This window comes from Microbacterium sp. MMO-113, assembly GCF_037148555.1.
Lineage (GTDB): Bacteria > Actinomycetota > Actinomycetes > Actinomycetales > Microbacteriaceae > Microbacterium.
In genome coordinates, this window is sequence record NZ_JBBCTD010000003.1 from 20,879 (window position 1) to 41,258 (window position 20,380).

Sequence of the window (20,380 nt, forward strand, 5' to 3'; positions counted from 1 at the left end):
GGAGTCGAGTCTACCGGCGCGGGACGGGCGTCCCGCGCCGGTGGCGGCTCAGAGGCCGGAAGCGCCGGAGCTGTTGGCGTCGAACTTGCCCAGCCCGCGCTGCGCCACGATGAGCGACGTGTTCGTCTCCCCGTCGTGCTGGCGAGGGTCCGCCTCGTCCGGCCCGGCCTTGGCCGAGCGCTTCGCCCGACGCTGCATGCGGTAGGCGATGTAGGAGAGCACCAGACAGACCGCGACGTACATCGAGCCGCCGACGATCGCGGCGGGGATCAGCGGCGACCCGTAGGGCGCCTGGTTGCCGATCTGGTTGATGACGTACAGCAGCTCCTTGTACGTGATGATGAAGCCGAGCGCGGTGTCCTTCAGGGCCACCACGAGCTGCGCGATGATCACGGGCATCATCGCCCGGACGGCCTGCGGGATGAGGATGAAGTACATGACCCCGGTCTTGCGCAGACCGATCGCGTAACCGGCCTCCTTCTGTCCGCGCGGCAGCGACTCGATCCCCGCGCGCAGCACCTCCGCGAGCACGGAGCCGTTGTAGACGATGAGCGCGATGACCACCGCGTAGTACGGGGGCATCCTGATGCCGATCACGGGGAGGCCGTAGTACAGCAGCATCATGAGGATCAGGACGGGGATCGCCCGCATGATCTCGATGATCCACCGCACCGGCTCACGCACCCAGACGTGCTCGGAGAGGCGGCCGATGCCGAGGATGAAACCGAGGACCAGAGAGCCGACACCGGCGACGGCGAACGCGGAGAGCGTGCTGAGCAGCCCCTCCCCGAACCGCACCCAGACCGCCGAGTACGTGAAGATGTTCCACTTCTCCGCGGAGAACTGGCCGGTGGCGTAGAGGCGCCAGACCACCCAGCCGAGCACGGCGAGCACGACCAGGATCGTGACGGCACCGATGATCCGGTTGCGGGCGACCGCGCGGGGGCCCGGGACGTCGAACAGGACGGAACTCATCGCGCGATCCTCCACTTGTTCTCGAGTACGCGCTGCACCCAGCTCAGGAGCAGCACGAGCACGACGAAGATGACCATGACCCAGAGCAGCACGATGAGGGCGTTCTCGCCCCGCTCGCTGAGTGCCGCCCGGATCGTGCCGAGGTTCACCACCGAGAAGCCGGCGGCCACCGTGGTGTTCTTCATGAGGGCGATCAGGACGCTCATGAGCGGCGGGACCACGGACCGCGTGGCCTGGGGCAGCACGACGAAGCGCATGACCTGGCCGAAGTTGAGGCCGATCGCGCGTGCCGCCTCCGCCTGTCCGACCGGCACCGTGTTGATGCCGGCGCGGATCGCCTCCGCGACGTACGTGGCGGTGTAGATACCGAGCGCGATCGTCGCCAGCAGCAGGGAGTTGACCCGCTCCCCCATCAGGATCGGAAGGCAGAACGCGAAGAAGAACATCACCAGCGTGAGCGGGGTGTTCCGGATCCAGTTCACGTACACGGCGCCGACGCCGCGCGCGATCGGGACCGGGGACACGCGGGCCGCTCCGACGATGAGTCCGAGCACCACGGCGATGAGGCCACCGCCGAGGAACAGCGCGATGGTTCCCCACAGCGCTTCACCCCAGAGGTCGAGGTGGTCAGAGATCACTCCCACTGCTGTGCCTTTCGGTTCGTTTCCGCGTCAGGTCGACGCCGAGGAGGACGGGGGCGGCCGGTCGGACCGGCCGCCCCCGGGAGATCAACCGACCGGGTCGACCTCGGGCTGCTCGGCCTTCACACCGGAGGCGCCGAGATTGTTGTCGAAGATCTGCTGCCAGATGTCGCCACCGTCGGTGAGCTGCGTGTTGAAGTACTCGACGAGCGCGTCGTCGCCCTTCGCCACACCGATGCCGTAGCGCTCCTCGCTGAACGGCTCGCCCACGACCTTGAGGTTGTCGGGGTCCTGCGCGGCGTAGCCGATGAGGATGGCCTCGTCGGTGGTGACCGCGTCGACCTGACCGTTCTTGAGGTCCTCGACGCACTTGGAGTACGTGTCGTACTCCTTCGTCTTCACCTCGGGGTAGTTCTCCTTGATGTTCTGGATCGGCGTCGAACCCGTCGCCGAGCAGACCGTCGTCGAGGAGTCGAGGTCGTCGACGCTCGCGATGTCGCTGTCGGCGGCAACGAGGAGGCCCTGGCCGGTGACGAAGTAGGGACCGGCGAAGGCGATCTGCTCTTTGCGCTTGTCCGTGATGGAGTAGGTGCCGACGTAGTAGTCGATGTCACCGTTGACGATGGCCTGCTCGCGGTTCGCGGAGGCGATCGCCTGGAACTCGATCTTCTCCGGGTCGACGCCGAGGGATGCCGCCATCCAGCGGGCGATGTCGACGTCGAAGCCGGTCCGCTCGCCGGTCACGGGGTCGAGGTAGCCGAGACCGGGCTGGTCCTCCTTGACGCCCACCTTGACGGTGCCCGACGAGGAGATGCGGTCGAACGTGGGGCTCCCCTCGATCGTGACGTCCTCCTCGACGGTCCAGGGCGTGCTGCTCGAGGTGTCGCCCTCGTCGCTCCCCGAGGTGCCGGTGCTCGACGGCGTGCCGCTGTTGCAGGCCGTGAGCGCGAGCAGCGCCACCGTGGCGATCCCGAATCCGGCCAGTGTCCGTGTGCGTCGCATGTGCGTCTCCTTCGTGTGCTGTGCTGTGGGTGCTGGGTCTGGGAAGTCAGTGCGTGAGGAGCTTCGAGAGGAAGTCCTTGGCGCGGTCGCTCTTCGGGTTCGTGAAGAACTCCTCGGGCTTGGCCTCCTCGACGATCCGACCGTCCGCCATGAAGACGACGCGATCGGCCGCCTTGCGGGCGAAGCCCATCTCGTGGGTGACGACGATCATCGTCATGCCCTCCTGGGCGAGCTCGACCATGACGTCGAGGACCTCGTTGATCATCTCCGGGTCGAGGGCGCTCGTGGGCTCGTCGAAGAGCATCACCTTCGGCTGCATGGCGAGGGCCCGTGCGATCGCGACGCGCTGCTGCTGGCCGCCGGAGAGCTGCGCGGGAAGCTTGTTCGCCTGCTGGGCGACGCCGACGCGCTTGAGGAGCATCATCGCCTCGGCCTCAGCATCGGACTTCTTGAGTCCCCGGACCTTGATCGGGCCGAGCGTCACGTTCTCGAGGATCGTGAGGTGCGCGAAGAGGTTGAAGGACTGGAAGACCATGCCGACGTCGGCGCGCAGGTGCGCGAGTGCCTTGCCCTCCGCGGGCAGCTCCTTGCCGTCGATGCGGATCGAGCCGCTGGTGATGGTCTCCAGGCGGTTGATCGTGCGGCAGAGCGTCGACTTGCCCGAGCCGGAGGGGCCGATCACGACGACGACCTCCCCCGCGTTGACGGTGAGGTCGATGTCGCTGAGCGCCTGGAACTCGCCGTAGTGCTTCTGGACGTTCTCGACGACGACGAGCGGGGTTTCAGAGGTCATCATTTCTCCAAACTAGCCACGCGATGCGCGCGGTTCCAGGCACCACGGTGAGGTTTACATGTTCGTAATCACCTGATCGCGGGGCCAATGCATCTTCGCAAGGGCACCCCACGGCCCGCCCCCTCGGGCCGCGGGATCGCCCTGCTGCCACGCTCCCAGCGACAGCAGGCAGCAGGTGTCCGATCGTGTGCGATCGACCTCACCCTGGCAGAGCGCGCCGACGGCTGTCAGAGATCTTGAGGATTTCTTGAGGGGCGCAGGTCACCGGCGCAGATCGCGGTAGTACTGCTCCGCGCCCGGGTGCAGGGGGACCGGCCCGGTGAAGATCGCAGATCGTCGGTCCAGCAGGGCCGCCGCCGGGACGTCGGCGGCCAGCGTGGTGCGCGCGGCAAACAGGCCGGCGACGAGGTCATGCACCACGCCGGGCGGGGTGCTGCCGGCGGTGACGAGGTAGTTCGGCACCGCCAACGTCGTCACCGCGGCATCGAGGCCGTAGGTGCCTGCGGGCACATCGGCGGGTCGATACGCATGCGAGTAGCGCTCGTTGACCGCGTTCACCCAGTCCTGCTCGACCGGGAGCAGGCGCACGTCGATGGTCTCCGCGAGGTCCGCGATGCCGGGCGTCGGCAGCCCTCCCACCCAGAAGAAGCCGTCGATCTCGCCGCGCTCCATCGCGGCGATCGACCCGCCGAGGTCGAGCTGCGGATCGTCGATCACGTCGGCCGCGACGCCGGCCGCGTGGAGCACGCGGGTGGCGATCACGTTCACCCCCGAGTTCTCGGCCCCGAGAGAGATCGTCCGTCCGGAGAGGTCCGCGAGGTCTTCGACGGCCGAGTCGTCCCGCACGACGATCTGCAGGTACTCGTCGTAGAGACGGGCGACCGCCTGCACGTCCAGCGGCTCGGTGAACGCTCCCGTCCCCGCCACGGCATCGGCAGCCGCGTCGCCCTGCGCGAAGCCGAGGAGCGCCTCCCCCGCGCTCACGCGCAGCAGGTTGTCCACCGATCCCGCCGTCACCTCCGCCGTGAGGTCGACGTCGAGCCCACGCGACAGCTCTGTCGCGAGGTGGCTGCCGTAGTCGTGGTAGACACCGGTGGGGCTGCCCGCGGCGAGCACGGCGGCGGTCTCCGTCCAGTCCTCGGAACGCGGACTGCACGCGCTCACCGCGACCGCCGCCGTCACGAGCGCGAGCATCCCGGCGACGACGCGCCGCCCCCGCCGGCTCACGCTGCCGCCTCCGCGGGGAGGACGAGGGCCACGAGGAGCCCGCCGCCGTCGGCGCCGCACACCCTCAACTCGCCCCCGACCGTCGCGAGGAGGTCGGTCGCGATCGCCAGCCCGAGCCCGGTTCCCGGCATGTCACCGCTGTCCGCGCTCCGCCAGAAGCGGTCCGCCGCCGACGACGCGTCCTCCGGCGACAGCCCGGGACCGTGGTCGCGCACGGTGAGCTGGTATTCGTCGCCCTCGCGCTGCGCACCGACCTCGATAGACGAGCCCTCCGGCGAGTACTTCACCGCGTTGTCGATCGCGGCGTCGAGAGCACTCTCGACGATGGTGCGGTCGGTGATCGTCATGACCGACGGCTCCCCCGTCCGGCGCAGCACGATGGCCCGCTGGGCGGCCACCTCCTGCCATGCCTCGACTCGGCGGGCGGCCACGGCGGCGAGATCGACCGCCGACATGGTGGAGTCGGTGCGACCGCCGCGCGCGAGCCCGAGGAGCGTCTCTAGGATGCGGGTCATCCGCCGGCCCTCCTCCCTGGTCTCCTCCACGTCGTGGTCCCACTCGTGCCCCAGCCCTGTCGCGAGGTGCTCGACGCGCAGCAACAGCGCGTTGAGCGGATTCCGCAGCTCGTGCGAGGCGTTCAGCGCGAACTCCTGCTGCCGGGTCATGACGCGCTCGATCTCGTCGGCCATGCCGTTGAACACCCGCGTCATGCGCCGCAGCTCGGGCGGCCCGGTCCCCTCGGCCACCCGGGCGTCCATCTCCCCCCGCTCGATCGCCGCCATCGCCTCGTCGAGACGGCGCACCGGCGAGAGCACCCAGCGCGCGAGCCCCGCGACCAGGAGGATGCCGAGCGCGCTGAGCAGCACGACGATGAGAGCGAGCACGAGCGTCTGCCGCAGGATGACCGTCTGCGGCGTGTCCGTGCCACCCGTGACGAGCACCGCGCCGATCACATCCCCGTCGTCGAACACGGGTTCCACCAGTGCCGCATCGGACACGACCCACGGGGAGGACGTCGGTTGCTCGGCGCGGCGACCGGAGAGCGCCAACCGCACCCGCTGCGCATCCTCCTCCGACAGCACCGTGTCTCCGTGGTCACCGGCCGCCCAGGGGCTGCCGGTGAGATCGAACACGGTCACCTCGATCCCGTAGACCTCTTGGAAGCGGCGGACCTCGGCGTCCATCACCGCCGGACTCCCGGAGCGCAGCGCCTGTCGGGCGCTCGTCGCGAAGTACCCGAGGTCGCCGAGCTGCTCGGCGTAGAACGACTGCTGGACGCTGCGTGCCGCGCTCCACCCGGTCACGCCGCCGAGTGCGACGAGCACGATGATCAACGGCACGAGGAAGACGACGGTCAGGCGGCGGCGCACGCGTCAGGACCCCGCGAGCCGGTAGCCGACGCCACGCACGGTCTCGATGAACGCGCGATCGCCGCTCTTCTTCCGGATGGCGGCCACGTGCACCTCGAGGGAGTGGCCGAAGCCACGCCAATCGGTGTTCCAGACCTCGCGGATGAGGCGCTCCTTCGGCACCGCGACGCCCGGATACCGCGCGAGCACGCCCACGATGTCGAACTCCTTGCGGGTGAGCGCGAGCGGCACCCCGCCGACCTGCACCTCCCGCGCGACGAGGTCGATCTGCACCGCCCCGTCATGCAGCAGCACCCGGGTGTCCGGTTCCGTGCGCAGCGGCCGTGATCGCCGGGTGACTGCCTCGATCCGCGCCAGGAGCTCGTGCACGTCGTAGGGCTTCACCACGAAGTCGTCGGCACCGGCGCGCAGTCCCTTGATCCGCTCGGCGACCTGGTTGCGCGCGGTGACGATCACGATCGGGACGTCGGAGCGCCCGCGGATGCGGCGGCACAGATCGATCCCGTCGACGTCGGGCAGCCCGAGATCCAGCAGCACCACCTCGGTGTCCGCATCGAGGTGCTCCAGCGCCGCGGCCCCGTCGGCCGCATGCACGGTGGCGTAGCCCGAGCGCGCGAGGAAGGCCTGCAAGGCCCCCGCCACCCGCTCGTCATCCTCGACGATCAGTATCTGCATCCCGCGTCCCGTTCTTCGCCGGTCAGCCGGTGGAGGCCGCGCGTTGGGCGAACGCGCTCTCGTACAGGCAGACACTCGCCGCGGTGGCCAGGTTGAGCGATTCGGCGCGGCCGAAGATCGGCAACCGGAGGACACGGTCGGCCTGCGTCAGCGCCTCATCTTCGAGCCCGCGCGCCTCGTTGCCGAACAGCCAGGCGGTCGGCTCGCCCAGCACGCCGTCGGCGCGTGCCGCGAGGAGGTCGTCCCCCTTCACGTCCGCCGCGAGGATCTGCAGGCCCGCATCGTGTGCACGCCGGACGACCTCGTCGAGCTCACTGCCCACCGAGACCGGAAGGTGGAAGAGCGAGCCGGTCGTCGCCCGCACCACCTTGGGGTTGTATGGATCGACCGTGCGACCAGTGAGCACGACGGCATCGGCGCCGGCGGCGTCGGCGGCCCGGATGATGGTGCCGAGGTTGCCCGGGTCGCGCACCTCCTCGCAGATCGCGACGAGACGCGGTGCCGCATCGAAGATGTCCCGCACCGAGGTCGGCGTCTGACGGACGACCGCGACGAGCCCCTGCGGGGTCACCGTGTCGGCCATCGCGTGGAGGACGTCCTCGCTCACGTACTCGACGTCGACATCCGCCTCCGCGGCGACGGCTCGGATGTCCGCGTGCTTCTCCCACCCGTGCGGGGTCGCGAACAGCTCGACGATCGCTTCGGGACGGTACGTCAGCGCCTCACGGACGGACTGCGGACCTTCGAGCAGAAAAAGACCGGTCTCGGTGCGCGCGCTGCGCTTGGTCAGCTTGGCGACGGCACGGACTCGGGGGGAACGGGGGTTCTCCAGCACGAACTCAGTCTACGGTCAGCCCGACGCCGCCCGGATACGCGGAACGGGCGCCTTCCCGGAGGAAAGCGCCCGTTCGGAAGCGAGATGCTTACGCGGCCGACTTCGGCGCGTTGACGTCGGAGGGCAGAGCCTTCTTCGCCGTCTCGACCAGCGTCGTGAACGTCGCGGCGTCGTTCACCGCGAGGTCGGCGAGCATGCGACGGTCGACCGTGACACCCGCGAGGCCCAGCCCCTGGATGAAGCGGTTGTACGTCATGCCGTTCTGGCGGGCCGCAGCGTTGATGCGCTGGATCCACAGACGACGGAAGTCGCCCTTGCGCTTGCGGCGGTCCCGGTACGAGTAGACCAGGGAGTGGATGACCTGCTCCTTGGCCTTCCGGTAGAGGCGCGAACGCTGACCGCGGTAGCCGGAGGCGCGCTCGAGGATGACCCGACGCTTCTTGTGGGCGTTGACCGCCCGCTTGACTCTTGCCATTTTCCTGTGTTCCTATCCTGCGATCGGGCGCGTCAGCGACCGAGAAGCTTCTTCGCGACCTTGAAGTCCGCCTTCGCGAGCACCTGGTCCTGGTTCAGACGACGGGTGCGACGGCTCGACTTGTGCTCGAGGTTGTGGCGCATCCCGGCCTGCTGCTTCTTCAGCTTGCCGCTGCCGGTGATCTTGAAGCGCTTCTTAGCACCCGAGTGGGTCTTCTGCTTCGGCATCTTCTCTTCCTTCGTATGGCGCCTTCTCAGGCGACGGTGTCAACCCGCGGTGCGGGAGTTCTGGGGGCGGACCTACTCCGCCTTGGCGTCCGCGTCGTTCTTCGCCTCGCGCGCGGCCTGCTTGTTCGCGGCGCGCACGGCGTTCTGCTCCTGCTTCGCCTCGGACTTGCTCTTGTGCGGCGCGACGACCATCACCATGTTGCGGCCGTCGATGGTCGGGTTCGACTCGACCGTGCCGAACTCGGCGACGTCCTCGGCGAACTTGCGCAGCAGACGGACACCCTGCTCCGGGCGCGACTGCTCGCGACCGCGGAAGAGGATCATGGCCTTGACCTTGTCGCCGGCCTTGAGGAAGCCCTCGGCGCGCTTGAGCTTCGTCGTGTAGTCGTGCGCCTCGATCTTCAGACGGAAGCGGACTTCCTTGAGGATCGTGTTCGCCTGGTTGCGACGCGCTTCCTTTTCCTTCTGCGCGGCCTCGTACTTGAACTTGCCGTAGTCCATGATCTTGACGACGGGCGGCTTCGAGTTCGGGGCGACCTCGACGAGGTCGAGATCGGCTTCCTGGGCGAGACGCAGCGCTGCCTCGATGCGGACAACGCCGATCTGCTCACCCGCGGGGCCGACGAGGCGGACCTCGGGGACGCGGATGCGCTCATTGGTACGGGGATCGCTGATGCGGAGCTCCTTAGACGATGTGATTCGGCCACCGTGATGCGGTCTGCATCCCGGGCGAAATCGGAGTCGTCCCCCACCCGCCGGCGTTCAGATGCCGGCTTCGCACCCTGTCTACCGGCCTCTCATGACGAGCGGAGCCGGCGGAGCGCAAGACCCGGTAGCCTGGAACGGCAAGCGCGGGTGGGAAGTGAATCCTCTTTCGATCCGGAGCATGACGCTCCGGAGCCCGCCAAAGTCTAACAGAAAGCAAGGCGAAGTGACGAACCAGGCATCGGACGAGGCGGCCCGCGAGCGCGAGGAGCGATGGGCTCGGCAGGAGGAGGCAGCCTCCTCGGCCGTCCGTGACATCGCCGACGTCCCGGCCGTCGAGGTGATCACGACCGCCGCCGTGCACCTCATGAGCGCCGCGGCCGTGAAGCTCGGCCTGGCGGACGACCCCGACGCCGCGGCCCAGCTCGACCTCGATGAGGCGCGCAAGCTCATCAACGCCCTGGCAGGGCTCATCACCGCCGGCGCCCCGGAGATCAGCGACATGCACGCACGCTCACTGCGCGACGGCCTCCGTTCGCTGCAGCTCGCCTTCCGCGAGGCCTCGACCATCCCCGACCCGATCGGCAAGGGGCCGGGCGAGAAGTGGACCGGCCCCGTCACCTGATCCGGCCGAAGCTCCGCCTCAGCTGCTGCGGCGGAGTTTGACCGCCAGAGAGTCGGCGAGGACGGCGATGCGGTCGTCCGCGGCCCAGCGCTGGGCGAGCCGGGCGAGCACGGCATCCAGCACCTCGCGCTCCAGTCCGTCGACGAGCTCCAGCACCACGATGAGCTCGGGTCCGCGGAGCCGGGCGTCCGGGTCTCCCGACGCGACCGCAATGTCGATCACGGCGAGTTCGTGGGCGATGCTCTCCCGGAGGGCGGTGACGACCTCCGGAGAGAGGAAGCTCGGCTCCCACGCGTGCCCCTGCGCCACGGCCCAGACGGCGGGGCGGCGGATCACGAACTCGGTGTCGGACGTGGGGTCCAGCACGATGAGGTCGGTGTCCTCCGACGACGCGGCCAGGGCCGCGCGGACGGCCTCGACCGGGATCGGGCGTGCCGACGGATCCCAGCGCTGCATCGTCTCGACCGACGAGAACACCGGCTGGACGCGGCGTCCGTCCGGGGCGGCGACGGTGACGATCGAGAGCTCCTGCGTCTTGTCCACCGCCAGACCGCTGGGGGCCACCCCCTCCTCGCCCTTCTCGGCGATCAGGGGGACGAGCACCCGGGCGGAGCGGAACGCGTCGACGACCTCGGCCTGGCTTCCCTCCCCCGCGCGGAAACGGTGAAGCGCAGCGAGCAGAGCCGGGTCCGCCGAGCCGTCGTCCGCCGCATGCGGGTTCGACTCGAAGCTGCGGCCCTCCCAGGGCACCCCGGCGGAATCGGCCCGGTTGTGCGACTCGGGGCCGCAGGCGTGGGGGTCAGTCTCCGGCGACATCCAGGGCCTCCGCGAGCGTGAAGGCGCCCGCGTACAGAGCCTTGCCGACGATGGCTCCCTCGACGCCCAGGGGCACGAGGTCGCGCAGCGCGGCGATGTCGTCGAGGTTCGAGATGCCACCCGAGGCGACGACCGGCTTCGGCGTGCGCGAGGTCACCTCGCGCAGCAGCTCCAGGTTCGGGCCGCGCAGCGTGCCGTCCTTGGTCACATCGGTCACGACGTAGCGGCTGCAGCCGGCGTCCTCGAGGCGCTCGAGCACCTCCCAGAGGTCGCCGCCCTCCTTCGTCCAGCCGCGCGCGGCGAGCGTCGTGCCACGGACGTCGAGGCCGACGGCGATCGCCTCCCCGAAGCGGCTGATCACGTCGGCCGCCCACTCCGGGTTCTCCAGCGCGGCGGTGCCGAGGTTGATGCGGGCGGCACCGCTCTCCAGAGCTGCCTCCAGGCTCGCGTCGTCCCGGATGCCGCCGGAGAGCTCGACATTGACGTTCTTGAACTGCTTGATGACCTTGCGCAGGATCGGCGCGTTGCTCCCGCGACCGAACGCCGCGTCCAGATCGACGAGGTGGATCCAGGAGGCTCCCTGCGAGACCCACTCCCCGGCGGCGTCCAGCGGGTCGCCGTAGCTCGTCTCGGTCCCGGCCTCCCCCTGCGTGAGACGGACCGCCTTGCCGCCGGCGACGTCGACCGCGGGAAGGAGCGTGAGCGAAGGGGACTGCGCGAAGTCGTTCATGGGGTCCTTGGTTCGGGTGGGTCTGCGGCCCGAGAGGGCACGAGAGACGAGGGTAGTCCGCCGCGAGGCGCGGGACAAACCGCGTGACGCCGGGCGCCGACGCGGCTCGGGGTCAGAGGCTCTGCACCCAGTTCCGGAGCAGCCGGATGCCGGCGTCCCCGGACTTCTCCGGGTGGAACTGCGTCGCCGAGAGCGGGCCGTTCTCGACGGCCGCGAGGAAGGGGCCGCCGTAGTCCGCCCACGTGAGCACGGGCTGCGGGAACGGCGGGATCACGTCGAGCTCCCAGGACTGCGCGGCATAGGAGTGCACGAAGTAGAAGCGCTCCTGCTCGATGCCGCGGAACAGGACCGTGTCCTTCCCCGGCTCGACGGTGTTCCAGCCCATGTGCGGCAGCACGGACGCGTTGAGCTCCGTCACGGCGCCCGGCCACTCGCCGAGGCCCGCGGTGTCGTGCCCCCGCTCGACGCCGTGCTCGAAGAGCACCTGCATGCCGACGCAGATGCCGAGCACCGGTCGGCCGCCCGCGAGACGACGGCCGATGATCTCGTCGCCGCCGTGGGCGTGCAGAGCATCCCGCACCGCCTGGAAGGCCCCGACACCGGGCACCACGAACCCGTCTGCCTCAAGCGCCTCGGCGCGGTCGCGCGTGAGGACGGCGTCGGCTCCCGCGGCGACGAGGGCCTTGACCGCGGAGTGGACGTTGCCGGACTCGTAGTCGAAGACGGCGACCCGGGGCGCGGCACTCACAGCGCGCCCTTGGTGGACGGGATGCCGTCGACGAGGGGATCCAGGGCCTTCGCCTGCCGGAACGCCCGCGCGAACGCCTTGAACTCGGCCTCGGCGATGTGGTGCGGGTCGCGCCCGCTCAGCACCCGCACGTGCACGGTCAGCGCGGCGTTGACGGTGATGGCCTCGAAGACGTGCCGTACGAGCGATCCGGTGAAGTGCCCGCCGATCAGGTGGTGCTCGAAGCCTGCGGGCTCCCCCTCGTGCACGAGGTACGGGCGACCGGAGATGTCGACGACCGCCTGTGCGAGCGCCTCGTCCAGGGGCACGAGGGCGTCGCCGTACCGCGAGATGCCGGACTTGTCCCCCAGCGCTGCGAGGATCGCCTGGCCAAGCACGATCGAGACGTCCTCCACGGTGTGGTGGGCATCGATGTGGGTGTCCCCTGAGGCCCGCACGGTGAGATCCGTCAGCGAGTGCTTCGCGAACGCCGTGAGCATGTGGTCGAAGAACGGCACCGACGTGTCGATGCGGCTCGCACCGGTGCCGTCGAGGTTCAGCTCGACCTCGACGGTGGACTCCGACGTGCTGCGCACGCGGCTCGCGGTGCGTGCGGTGGGCGCGGGGATGGTCATGATGCCGATCCTATCGAGGCCAGGGCGTCCAGGAACGCCGTCGTCTCCGCCTCCGTGCCGGCGCTGACGCGCAGGTGGCCGGGGATGCCCACGTCGCGGACGAGCACGCCGCGATCGTACAGCTGCTGCCAGGTCGCCTGCGGATCCGCGACGCCTCCGAACAGCACGAAGTTGGACCACGAGAGGTGCGGCGTGTAGCCGAGCGCTTCGAGCGTCGCCGTGATGCGGTCCCGCTGCTCCACGATCTCCTGCACCATGCCGAGCATGACGTCGGCGTTGCGGAGAGCGGCGACGGCGGCCGCCTGCGTCAAGGCGCTCAGGTGGTACGGCAGCCGGACGAGGCGCAGCGCGTCGATGAACGCCGGATCGGCCGCGAGGTAGCCGACGCGGGCACCGGCGAAGGCGAACGCCTTGCTCATAGTGCGGGAGACGGCGAGCCGCGGCCGTCCTTCCAGGAGGGTGAGGGCCGACGCCGCATCCCGCGGCGCGAACTCCTGGTAGGCCTCGTCGACGATCACGACGCCGCGGGCCGCCTGGTACACGGCCTCCACCACGTCGAGCCCCAGCGGGGTGCCGGTCGGGTTGTTCGGCGAGCAGAGGATCACGATGTCGGGGTCCGCCGCGCGCACCTGCTCCGCCGCCTCCTCCGGGGTGACCGTGTAGTCGGGCTGACGGGTACCGGCGATCCAGGACGCGCCGGTCCCCTTCGCGATGAGCGGGTACATCGAGTACGTGGGAGCGAAGCCGAAGGCCGTGCGCCCCGGTCCGCCGAAGGCCTGGAAGATGTGCTGCAGCACCTCGTTGGATCCGTTGCCCGCCCAGATCTGCTCCGGCGTGAGGCCGTGACCCAGGTAGTCGGCGAACGCCTCCCGCAGCGTCGTGAACTCACGGTCCGGGTACCGGTTCACGTCTCGGATCGCCACGGCGATGTCGTCGAGGATGTCACTGGCGACGTCGTCGGGAACAGGATGCGTGTTCTCGTTGACGTTGAGGGCGACCGGCAGCGGGGCCTGAGGTGCGCCGTACGGGGTGAGTCCGCGCAGATCGTCGCGGAGCGGGAGATCGTTGAGGGAGAAGGTCACCCTTCCCATCTTAAGAGGAGCACGGAGCGCCGAGGTCATCGTGACGATCGGATGGTCACGGACCGGAGGCAGGACCTCGGGCTCCGCGTCAGTCGGTGTACCGTGCCGGGAGCGCGAGCTCCTGACCGACCTGGAGTTCACCGCCGCGCAGGAGGTTCATCCGGCTGATCTCGCCGATGACATCCCGCGGGTCGGCGTCGGGAGCGATGCTGCTCGCGATCGACCAGAGCGTGTCACCGGGCATGACCGTGACGGTCTCGACGGAGACGGCCGGTGCGTCTACACCGGAGGCGATCGCGCTGCCCCCGCCGATGGCGGCGAAGGCAATGCCCGCAGCGAGCGGGACGGAGGCGAGCGCGAGCAGGGTGCGGCGGCCGCGGGCCGTGATCCGCAGCCGGGTGGCCGGACGGGCCGGCGCCGGAAGGGCGGTCGCGGTGCTGAGGCTCATGCTGCTCATGTCTGCTCCTTACTGTCCCGGCGCCGGAGCCCGGGGAGGTTGGCGTAGCTTTCGCATCCGCGACTCGGCCGGGAGCCGTGGATGCGAAGCTACGTTCCGAAGATATCTTCGAGTTCGAACATCTGTCAAGCTGTCTTCGAAACCACGCCCCGCGAATCGGCCGACACGCTCGAACAGATCTTCCAGATCGGCGCTTTTCTCGGATACGGTTTCGATAAGGACACCCCACCACGGGCCACCGACATTCGAAGCGGCACGTCGGATCACGCAGTGAAGGAGCACCATGAGCGACACCTCAGCCCTCGAGTCCGAGGCGCCGCGCACCCGCCGTCGCAAGAGCCTCAGCCCGAAGCAGATGGCGATCCTCGAGGTCATCCAGGCCTCGATCGCGCAGAACGGCTATCCGCCGAGCATGCGCGAGATCGGCGACGCCGTCGGGCTCAAGTCGCTGTCCAGCGTCACCCACCAGCTCGGTCAGCTCGAGCTCAGCGGCTACCTGCGACGCGACCCGGGCAAGACGCGCGCCATGGAGGTCCTCATCGACCTGCCCGGCACCGGCGCGGAGAACCCGGCGGACGTGGCGACCCCCGTGGGCGATGCCGCCCTGGTCCCCCTGGTCGGGCGTATCGCCGCGGGCGTGCCGATCACGGCGGACCAGCAGGTCGAGGAGATCTTCCCGCTCCCCCGGCAGCTCGTCGGCAAGGGCGACCTCTTCATGCTCAAGGTCTCCGGGGAGTCGATGATCGACGCCGCCATCTGCGACGGCGACTGGGTCGTCGTGCGTTCGCAGAACACGGCGGAGAACGGCGAGATCGTGGCCGCCATGCTCGACGGCGAGGCGACCGTCAAGGTGCTGCGCCGTCGCGACGGCCACACGTGGCTGCTGCCCCGCAACTCCGCGTTCGAGCCGATCCTGGGCGACGAGGCGGTCGTGCTCGGCAAGGTCGTCGCGGTCATGCGCGCGGTCTGAGACGCCGTATCGTCGGAGACGACGACGAAGGCCCTCCCGGTGCGCCGGGAGGGCCTTCGTGTGTCCGGGGACGACCGCGTCAGGCGGTGACCACCACGTCCTCGCGCACCCGTCGGGTCGCCTCGACGATGTTCCGCAGCGACGCCGTGGTCTCGGCGTAGCCGCGGGTCTTCAGACCGCAGTCCGGGTTCACCCAGAGCTGCCGGAGCGGGATCTCGTCGACCGCACGCCGGAGCAGGGACTCGACCTCCTCCACGGTGGGCACGCGCGGCGAGTGGATGTCGTACACGCCGGGGCCGATGCCGTGGTCGAAGCCCACCTCGGCGATGTCCGCGACGACCTCCATGCGGCTCCGGGCCGCCTCGATGGAGGTCACGTCCGCGTCGAGCGCACGGATCGCGTCGATCACGACGCCGAACTCCGAGTAACAGAGGTGGGTGTGCACCTGCGTGGCCGGTGCCGCGCCGCCCGTGGCCAGTCGGAACGAGGCGACCGACCAGTCGAGGTACGCCGGCTGGTCGGCCTGCTTCAGCGGGAGCAGCTCCCGGAGCGCCGGCTCGTCGACCTGGATCACCTGGATGCCCGCGGCCTCCAGGTCGGCGATCTCATCGCGGAGCGCGAGCGCCACCTGGTTCGCGGTCACGCCCAGCGGCTGGTCGTCGCGGACGAAGGACCACGCGAGGATCGTGACGGGGCCCGTGAGCATCCCCTTCATGTGCTTCGCCGTGAGCGACTGGGCGTACGCCGACCAGGCGACCGTGATGGGCGCGGGACGCGAGACGTCGCCCCAGAGGATCGACGGGCGCGTGGCTCGCGAGCCGTACGACTGCACCCAGCCGTGCTGCGTGACCGCGAAGCCGTCGAGGTGCTCCGCGAAGTACTGCACCATGTCATTGCGCTCCGGCTCACCGTGCACGAGGACGTCGAGACCGAGGTCCTCCTGCAGGGAGACGACCGCGGCGACCTCACGGCGCAGGAACTCCTCGTAGTCGTCCTCGGGGATCTCGCCACGGAGGAACTGGGCGCGCGCGCGACGGATGTCGCCGGTCTGCGGGAAGGAGCCGATCGTCGTCAGGGGCAGCGCCGGCAGGCCGAGGGCGTTCTGCGCCTCCTCCCGCTCCTGGTACGGGGCTCGGGCGAAGTCGGCGTCGCTCAACGCACGGGCACGCACCTCGCCGTCGCGCACGCCGGGAGCGGTCAGGCGGTCCTGCAGCGCGGCGGTCGCGGCGTCCAGCTCGGCCGCGATCGCCGTGCGCCCTGCGGACAGGCCGCGGGCGAGAGTCACGACCTGCTGCACCTTCTGGTCCGCGAACGCGAGCCACGAGACGAGACGCTCGTCGAGCGCGGTCTCGTCGTCCACATCGTGCGGCACGTGCAGCAGCGAGGTCGAGGTCGATGCCGACACCGGGGCCCCGAGCGCACGGAGCGCCTCCAGAGAGTCGAACGCCGCGGAGAGGTCGCCACGCCAGATGTTGTGACCGTCGATCACACCGCCGACGAGGGTCTTGCCCTCGAGGCCCGGCACCGCGTCGGGCACGGTGCCGCGCACGAGATCCACGGCGATGGCCTCGACGGGGGCGGCGGCCACGGTCGCGAACGTCGCGCCGAGGCTCGCGTACGGCGCCGCGACGAGGATCGAGGGCCGCTCTTCGGCGTTCCCGAGCACCGCGAGCGCGCGCTCCGCGGCGGAGGCGAGCTGCGCGGGCGTCGCCGGCAGCGACTCACTCACGAGGGCGGGCTCGTCGAGCTGCACCCACTCGGCGCCCGCGGCGCGCAGACGGACGAGCAGATCGACGTAGACCGGCAGCACGTCCTCCAGCCGCGAGAGCGGCTCGAAGCCCTCCGGAGCGTCGTCCGACGCCTTCGCGAGCGCCAGCAGGGTGACCGGCCCGACGACCACGGGACGCGTGACGAAGCCGGCGGCGACGGCCTCGGCGACCTCGCGCACCAGGCGGTCGCTGGCGAGGGAGAACACCGTCTCCGGCCCGATCTCCGGCACGAGGTAGTGGTAGTTCGAGTCGAACCACTTCGTCATCTCCAGCGGCGCGCGCTCGCCCTCGCCCCGGGCGACGGTGAACAGCGCGGGCAGGCCGATCGTGCCGTCCGCCTCGCGGAGGTCGTCGAAGCGGGCGGGGATCGCGCCGACCGTGACGGCGGCGTCGAGGACCTGGTCGTAGAAGGAGAAGGACTCCGGGATGGACGAGTCCGTGCGGCCGAGGCCGAGCTCCGCCAGGCGCTCGCGGGTCGCCGCGCGCAGCTCCGCGGCCGTCCGCTCCAGCTCCTGCTCGTCGATGCGGCCGGCCCAGAACGCCTCGACGGCCTTCTTGAGCTCGCGGCGACGGCCGATGCGGGGGTAGCCGAGGATGGTGCCCTCGGGGAATGCGGTCATGGTGTTTCCTTTCGGCGGGGACTAGTGCCGGAGCGCCGGGACGATGCCGGCTTCGGCGAGGACGGTCAGGACGGTCTCGTGCTGGTTGAAGGCGTACAGATGCACGCCGGGGGCCCCGCCGGCGACGACGTCGGCGGCGAGGCGCGCGGCCCAGGAGATCCCGATCTCCCGGCGCCCTTCGGCGGTCGGCTCGACGTCGAGGGCGATTGCGAGCTCGCTGGGCAGGTCCTCCCCTGTCAGCTCCAGGACCCGAGCCAGCCGCGCCGGCGACGTGATCGGCATGATGCCGGGGAGGATCGGGATGGTGACGCCTCCGGCGCGGGCGCGCTCCACGAAGGCGAGGTAGTCATCGGGGTGGAAGAAGAGCTGCGTGATGGCGAAGGTCGCCCCCGCGGCCTGCTTGGCGAGCAGCGCCTCGACATCCTGCGTGCGGTGCGTGGCCCGGGGGTGTCCCTTCGGGAACGCGGCGACCGCGATGTCGACCTTCTGCCGCGGGGCCACGAGTGCGGCTCCGGGGAGACCGGGGACCGGAGACTCCTGGTACGGCGCACGCTCGGCCTGCACGCGATCGATGAGCTGCACGAGCTGGGCGGCGCTCTCCAGGTCGCCCAGGAAGGGCTCGCTCTGCCCCGCGGGCGGGTCGCCCCGCAGAGCGAGGAAGCGGAGGATCCCGGCGTCGAGGAACTCCCGGATGAGCGCCGTGGCACCCGCGTAGGTGTTGCCGACGCAGGTGAGATGGGCGAGGGGTTCGACGTCGGTGTGCTCCCGGATGAAGCGGAGCACATCGAGCGAGCGGCCGCCGGTCGACCCGCCCGCGCCGTAGGTCACCGAGAGGAACTCGGGTCCGGCCGCGGCGAGGCGACGGACCGTCTCGTGCAGGGCTTCCTGGCTCGACTCCGAGCGCGGCGGGTAGAGCTCGAACGAGAACGGCACGCGGGAGGCGCGAGCGGTGTCGAACGTGGAAGACATCTTCTCTCCAGGGGACAGGGGCCGGGGTCCGCGCACGACGAAGAGCACGTCGTTCGCGGGCGGGTGCCGGGCTCGGCTGTCGCTCCACGCCCGGGACGAACCGGGCGTTTCCAGAAACCTAAAACACGGCCTCGGCCCGCCGCACGAGTGTGACGTCGTGTGTCACCGCCCCTAGGCTCGAGGCATGTCCTCACCGTTCGGCTCCTGGTCCTCCCCCTTCACCGCCGCCGCCGTCGCGGGAGCAGCACCGCGCATCGACGGGGCCCGCTTCGTGGGCGACGAGGTGTGGTGGGCCGAGTCCGTGCCCGCCGAGGGCGGACGCGTCACGGTGCGCAGCTCGACGGGCGCGCAGATCCTCCCGGCCCCCTGGAACGCCCGCTCCCGCGTGCACGAGTACGGGGGCGGTGCCTGGACCGTCGATGGCGACACCCTGTACTTCGTCTCCGGCGCCGACCAGCGCGTGCACCGGATGGATCGGGGTTCCGAGCCGAGCCCCCTCACCGCCGCCGGCCCGTCGTACGGCGGGCTGCGCGTGCAGAGCGGCCGGCTGCTGGCCGTCCGGGAAGACCTCTCGACAGACCCGCACCGCCGCGCGATCGTGGAGATCCCCGCTGACGGTTCAGCCGCCGAGGATGCCTCCGCCATCCGGGTGATCGTCGAGGGTCCCGGCTTCTTCGCCCACCCCGCGCTCTCGCCCGACGGCAGCCGCGTCGCCTGGGTCGAATGGCAGGCGGACAGCATGCCCTGGGAGAGCGCCACGCTCGCGATCGGATCAGCGGCCGGCGGGGCGATCACCCGGGTCCCCACCTCCGCCGCCCTCCAGCCGGAATGGGCCGGCGACGACGCGCTCGTGTTCGCCGATGATTCCTCGGGACGCTGGCAGCTCCAGCACCTCGCGCTCGACGGACTCCAGCCCGGTGCCTCCCGCCCGCTCACCTCCTCCGACGCGGACACCGGCTACGGCCTGTGGGTGCTCGGCAACCGCTGGTTCCAGCCGCTGGCGGACAGCCGCCTCGTGGCCGTCCGCACCGACGGCCGCGACGAGGTGCAGCTCGTGTCCCCGGACGGCGAGACGCGCGTGATCGCGGTCCCGGCCGACGGGCACCTCAGCGTGGACGACGTCTCGGGCTCACGCGTCCTGCTCAGCGGAGACGGCTCGCGCGTGACCTCGGGCATCTGGTGCGTCGACGTGGACAGCGGTGCCGTCGAGACCGTCACCGGCGGCGCTCCGGTCGACGAGGACTGGATGCCGGCGGCCCAGCAGCTCGTCGTGGAAGGTGCGCACGGGCCCGTGCACGCCTTCGTCTATCCGCCTGCCGCGCCCGGAGAGCCCCGGGGCGCCGACGGCGAGCTCCCGCCCTACATCGTGCTCGTGCACGGCGGGCCGACCGCCCACGTCACGGGAGCGGCCTCCGCCTCGATCGCGTTCTTCACGAGCCGGGGAATCGGGGTCCTCGACGTGAACTACGGCGGGTCCACCGGTTACGGCCGGGCGTACCGCGACCGCCTGCAGGGGCAGTGGGGCGTCGTCGACGTGGACGACGTGATCGCGGCCGCCCGCGGGCTCGCCGACGCCGGGCTCGCCGACCCCGCGCGCATCGCCATCCGCGGCGGCTCGGCCGGCGGTTGGACGGTGCTCTCGGCGCTCGTGCGCGGCGGGACGTTCGCCGCCGGCATCAGTCGCTACGGCGTCGCGGATCTGCGGATGCTCGCCGCCGAGACCCATGACTTCGAGGCGTCGTACCTCGACGGCCTCGTCGGTCCGCTCCCCGCTGCCGAGCACGTATACATCGAGCGCTCGCCTCTGACGCACGCCGAGCGCATCGACGTGCCGGTGCTGCTGCTGCAGGGCGGGGAGGACCGCGTCGTGCCGCCGTCCCAGTCCGAGGCCATCCGCGACGCGCTGGCGGCGAACGGCATCGACCACGAGTACGTGCTGTACCCGGGCGAAGGTCACGGGTTCCGCAGCGCGGAGACCATCGTCGACGCGCTGGAACGCGAGCTCGCGTTCCTCGGCCGGGTGTTCGGCTTCACGCCGAGCCTCTGAGCCGGGGA

Annotated in this window: 22 protein-coding genes; 3 read left to right on the forward strand and 19 right to left on the reverse strand. The window is 70.5% G+C overall.

The features are described 5' to 3' along the window. Positions 1-48: 48 nt before the first annotated feature. From WFJ36_RS10620 to infC, 11 genes are all read right to left on the reverse strand, one after another. Positions 49-975 (reverse strand): amino acid ABC transporter permease, encoded by a 927-nt coding sequence (locus WFJ36_RS10620; protein ID WP_071329715.1) that lies wholly within the window; start codon positions 973-975, stop codon positions 49-51. Further along, a complete protein-coding gene (locus tag WFJ36_RS10625; protein ID WP_336643270.1) occupies positions 972-1,619 on the reverse strand; it encodes an amino acid ABC transporter permease in 648 nt (215 codons plus the stop codon). The genes WFJ36_RS10620 and WFJ36_RS10625 overlap by 4 nt, the downstream gene beginning before the upstream one ends. An 84-nt stretch (positions 1,620-1,703) precedes the next feature. Continuing rightward, a complete protein-coding gene (locus WFJ36_RS10630; RefSeq protein WP_025105273.1) occupies positions 1,704-2,618 on the reverse strand; it encodes a glutamate ABC transporter substrate-binding protein in 915 nt (304 codons plus the stop codon). 46 nt (positions 2,619-2,664) lie between these two features. Then, a complete protein-coding gene (locus WFJ36_RS10635) occupies positions 2,665-3,411 on the reverse strand; it encodes an amino acid ABC transporter ATP-binding protein (RefSeq protein WP_025105274.1) in 747 nt (248 codons plus the stop codon). Between the two features lie 261 nt (positions 3,412-3,672). Continuing rightward, positions 3,673-4,638 (reverse strand): TAXI family TRAP transporter solute-binding subunit, encoded by a 966-nt coding sequence (locus WFJ36_RS10640; RefSeq protein ID WP_256209482.1) that lies wholly within the window; start codon positions 4,636-4,638, stop codon positions 3,673-3,675. Further along, positions 4,635-6,008 (reverse strand): ATP-binding protein, encoded by a 1,374-nt coding sequence (locus WFJ36_RS10645; protein WP_336643271.1) that lies wholly within the window; start codon positions 6,006-6,008, stop codon positions 4,635-4,637. The genes WFJ36_RS10640 and WFJ36_RS10645 overlap by 4 nt, the downstream gene beginning before the upstream one ends. Positions 6,009-6,011: 3 nt before the next feature. After that, complete coding sequence (locus WFJ36_RS10650) at positions 6,012-6,683, reverse strand: response regulator transcription factor (RefSeq protein ID WP_071329712.1); 672 nt, start codon at positions 6,681-6,683, stop codon at positions 6,012-6,014. A gap of 22 nt (positions 6,684-6,705) precedes the next feature. Beyond that, positions 6,706-7,518, reverse strand: coding sequence for a TrmH family RNA methyltransferase (locus tag WFJ36_RS10655; protein WP_071329711.1), 813 nt, complete (start codon positions 7,516-7,518; stop codon positions 6,706-6,708). Positions 7,519-7,606: 88 nt separating this feature from the next. Next, on the reverse strand, positions 7,607-7,993 hold the full coding sequence (gene rplT, locus WFJ36_RS10660) for a 50S ribosomal protein L20 (RefSeq protein WP_017202428.1): 387 nt from the start codon (positions 7,991-7,993) through the stop codon (positions 7,607-7,609). 32 nt (positions 7,994-8,025) lie between these two features. Further along, a complete protein-coding gene (gene rpmI / locus WFJ36_RS10665; protein ID WP_025105280.1) occupies positions 8,026-8,220 on the reverse strand; it encodes a 50S ribosomal protein L35 in 195 nt (64 codons plus the stop codon). Positions 8,221-8,292: 72 nt separating this feature from the next. Beyond that, positions 8,293-8,919, reverse strand: a complete 627-nt coding sequence (gene infC / locus WFJ36_RS10670; protein WP_292790134.1) for a translation initiation factor IF-3 — start codon at positions 8,917-8,919, stop codon at positions 8,293-8,295. 232 nt (positions 8,920-9,151) lie between these two features. Between infC and WFJ36_RS10675 the strand changes: the two genes are divergently transcribed. After that, complete coding sequence (locus tag WFJ36_RS10675) at positions 9,152-9,550, forward strand: DUF1844 domain-containing protein (RefSeq protein ID WP_025105282.1); 399 nt, start codon at positions 9,152-9,154, stop codon at positions 9,548-9,550. Positions 9,551-9,568: 18 nt separating this feature from the next. Here the strand turns inward: WFJ36_RS10675 and WFJ36_RS10680 are convergent, their stop codons facing one another. The 6 genes from WFJ36_RS10680 to WFJ36_RS10705 all read right to left on the reverse strand — a co-directional run bounded on the left by WFJ36_RS10680 (position 9,569) and on the right by WFJ36_RS10705 (position 13,997). After that, positions 9,569-10,366 (reverse strand): SseB family protein, encoded by a 798-nt coding sequence (locus tag WFJ36_RS10680; protein ID WP_071329709.1) that lies wholly within the window; start codon positions 10,364-10,366, stop codon positions 9,569-9,571. After that, positions 10,350-11,096: a bifunctional 1-(5-phosphoribosyl)-5-((5-phosphoribosylamino)methylideneamino)imidazole-4-carboxamide isomerase/phosphoribosylanthranilate isomerase PriA gene (gene priA / locus WFJ36_RS10685; protein WP_025105284.1), complete on the reverse strand. Its 747-nt coding sequence runs from the start codon at positions 11,094-11,096 to the stop codon at positions 10,350-10,352. The genes WFJ36_RS10680 and priA overlap by 17 nt, the downstream gene beginning before the upstream one ends. Positions 11,097-11,208: 112 nt before the next feature. Continuing rightward, a complete protein-coding gene (gene hisH / locus WFJ36_RS10690; protein WP_071329708.1) occupies positions 11,209-11,844 on the reverse strand; it encodes an imidazole glycerol phosphate synthase subunit HisH in 636 nt (211 codons plus the stop codon). Beyond that, positions 11,841-12,458 (reverse strand): imidazoleglycerol-phosphate dehydratase HisB, encoded by a 618-nt coding sequence (hisB, locus tag WFJ36_RS10695; protein WP_071329707.1) that lies wholly within the window; start codon positions 12,456-12,458, stop codon positions 11,841-11,843. The genes hisH and hisB overlap by 4 nt, the downstream gene beginning before the upstream one ends. Beyond that, the gene (locus tag WFJ36_RS10700) at positions 12,455-13,549 is read right to left on the reverse strand and encodes a histidinol-phosphate transaminase (protein WP_177173848.1); all 1,095 of its coding nucleotides are present in this window, start codon (positions 13,547-13,549) and stop codon (positions 12,455-12,457) included. Before WFJ36_RS10700 ends, hisB begins: the two co-directional genes overlap by 4 nt. 79 nt (positions 13,550-13,628) lie before the next feature. After that, on the reverse strand, positions 13,629-13,997 hold the full coding sequence (locus WFJ36_RS10705) for a LysM peptidoglycan-binding domain-containing protein (protein WP_071329705.1): 369 nt from the start codon (positions 13,995-13,997) through the stop codon (positions 13,629-13,631). A 283-nt stretch (positions 13,998-14,280) separates the two neighbouring features. Here WFJ36_RS10705 and lexA point away from each other — a divergent pair, with 283 nt between their 5' ends. Further along, the gene (lexA, locus tag WFJ36_RS10710; RefSeq protein ID WP_025105289.1) at positions 14,281-14,967 is read left to right on the forward strand and encodes a transcriptional repressor LexA; all 687 of its coding nucleotides are present in this window, start codon (positions 14,281-14,283) and stop codon (positions 14,965-14,967) included. Between the two features lie 79 nt (positions 14,968-15,046). On the opposite strand, the gene metE is transcribed toward lexA, so the two are convergent. Together metE and WFJ36_RS10720 are read right to left on the reverse strand one after the other, a co-directional pair. Beyond that, positions 15,047-17,356 carry a 5-methyltetrahydropteroyltriglutamate--homocysteine S-methyltransferase gene (gene metE / locus WFJ36_RS10715; RefSeq protein WP_071329704.1) on the reverse strand — a complete coding sequence of 770 codons (2,310 nt, stop codon included), beginning with the start codon at positions 17,354-17,356 and terminating at the stop codon, positions 15,047-15,049. Between the two features lie 21 nt (positions 17,357-17,377). Further along, the gene (locus tag WFJ36_RS10720) at positions 17,378-18,325 is read right to left on the reverse strand and encodes a methylenetetrahydrofolate reductase (RefSeq protein WP_336643272.1); all 948 of its coding nucleotides are present in this window, start codon (positions 18,323-18,325) and stop codon (positions 17,378-17,380) included. A 184-nt stretch (positions 18,326-18,509) separates the two neighbouring features. Here WFJ36_RS10720 and WFJ36_RS10725 point away from each other — a divergent pair, with 184 nt between their 5' ends. Beyond that, positions 18,510-20,372 carry a S9 family peptidase gene (locus WFJ36_RS10725; RefSeq protein ID WP_336643273.1) on the forward strand — a complete coding sequence of 621 codons (1,863 nt, stop codon included), beginning with the start codon at positions 18,510-18,512 and terminating at the stop codon, positions 20,370-20,372. Positions 20,373-20,380 lie beyond the last annotated feature (8 nt).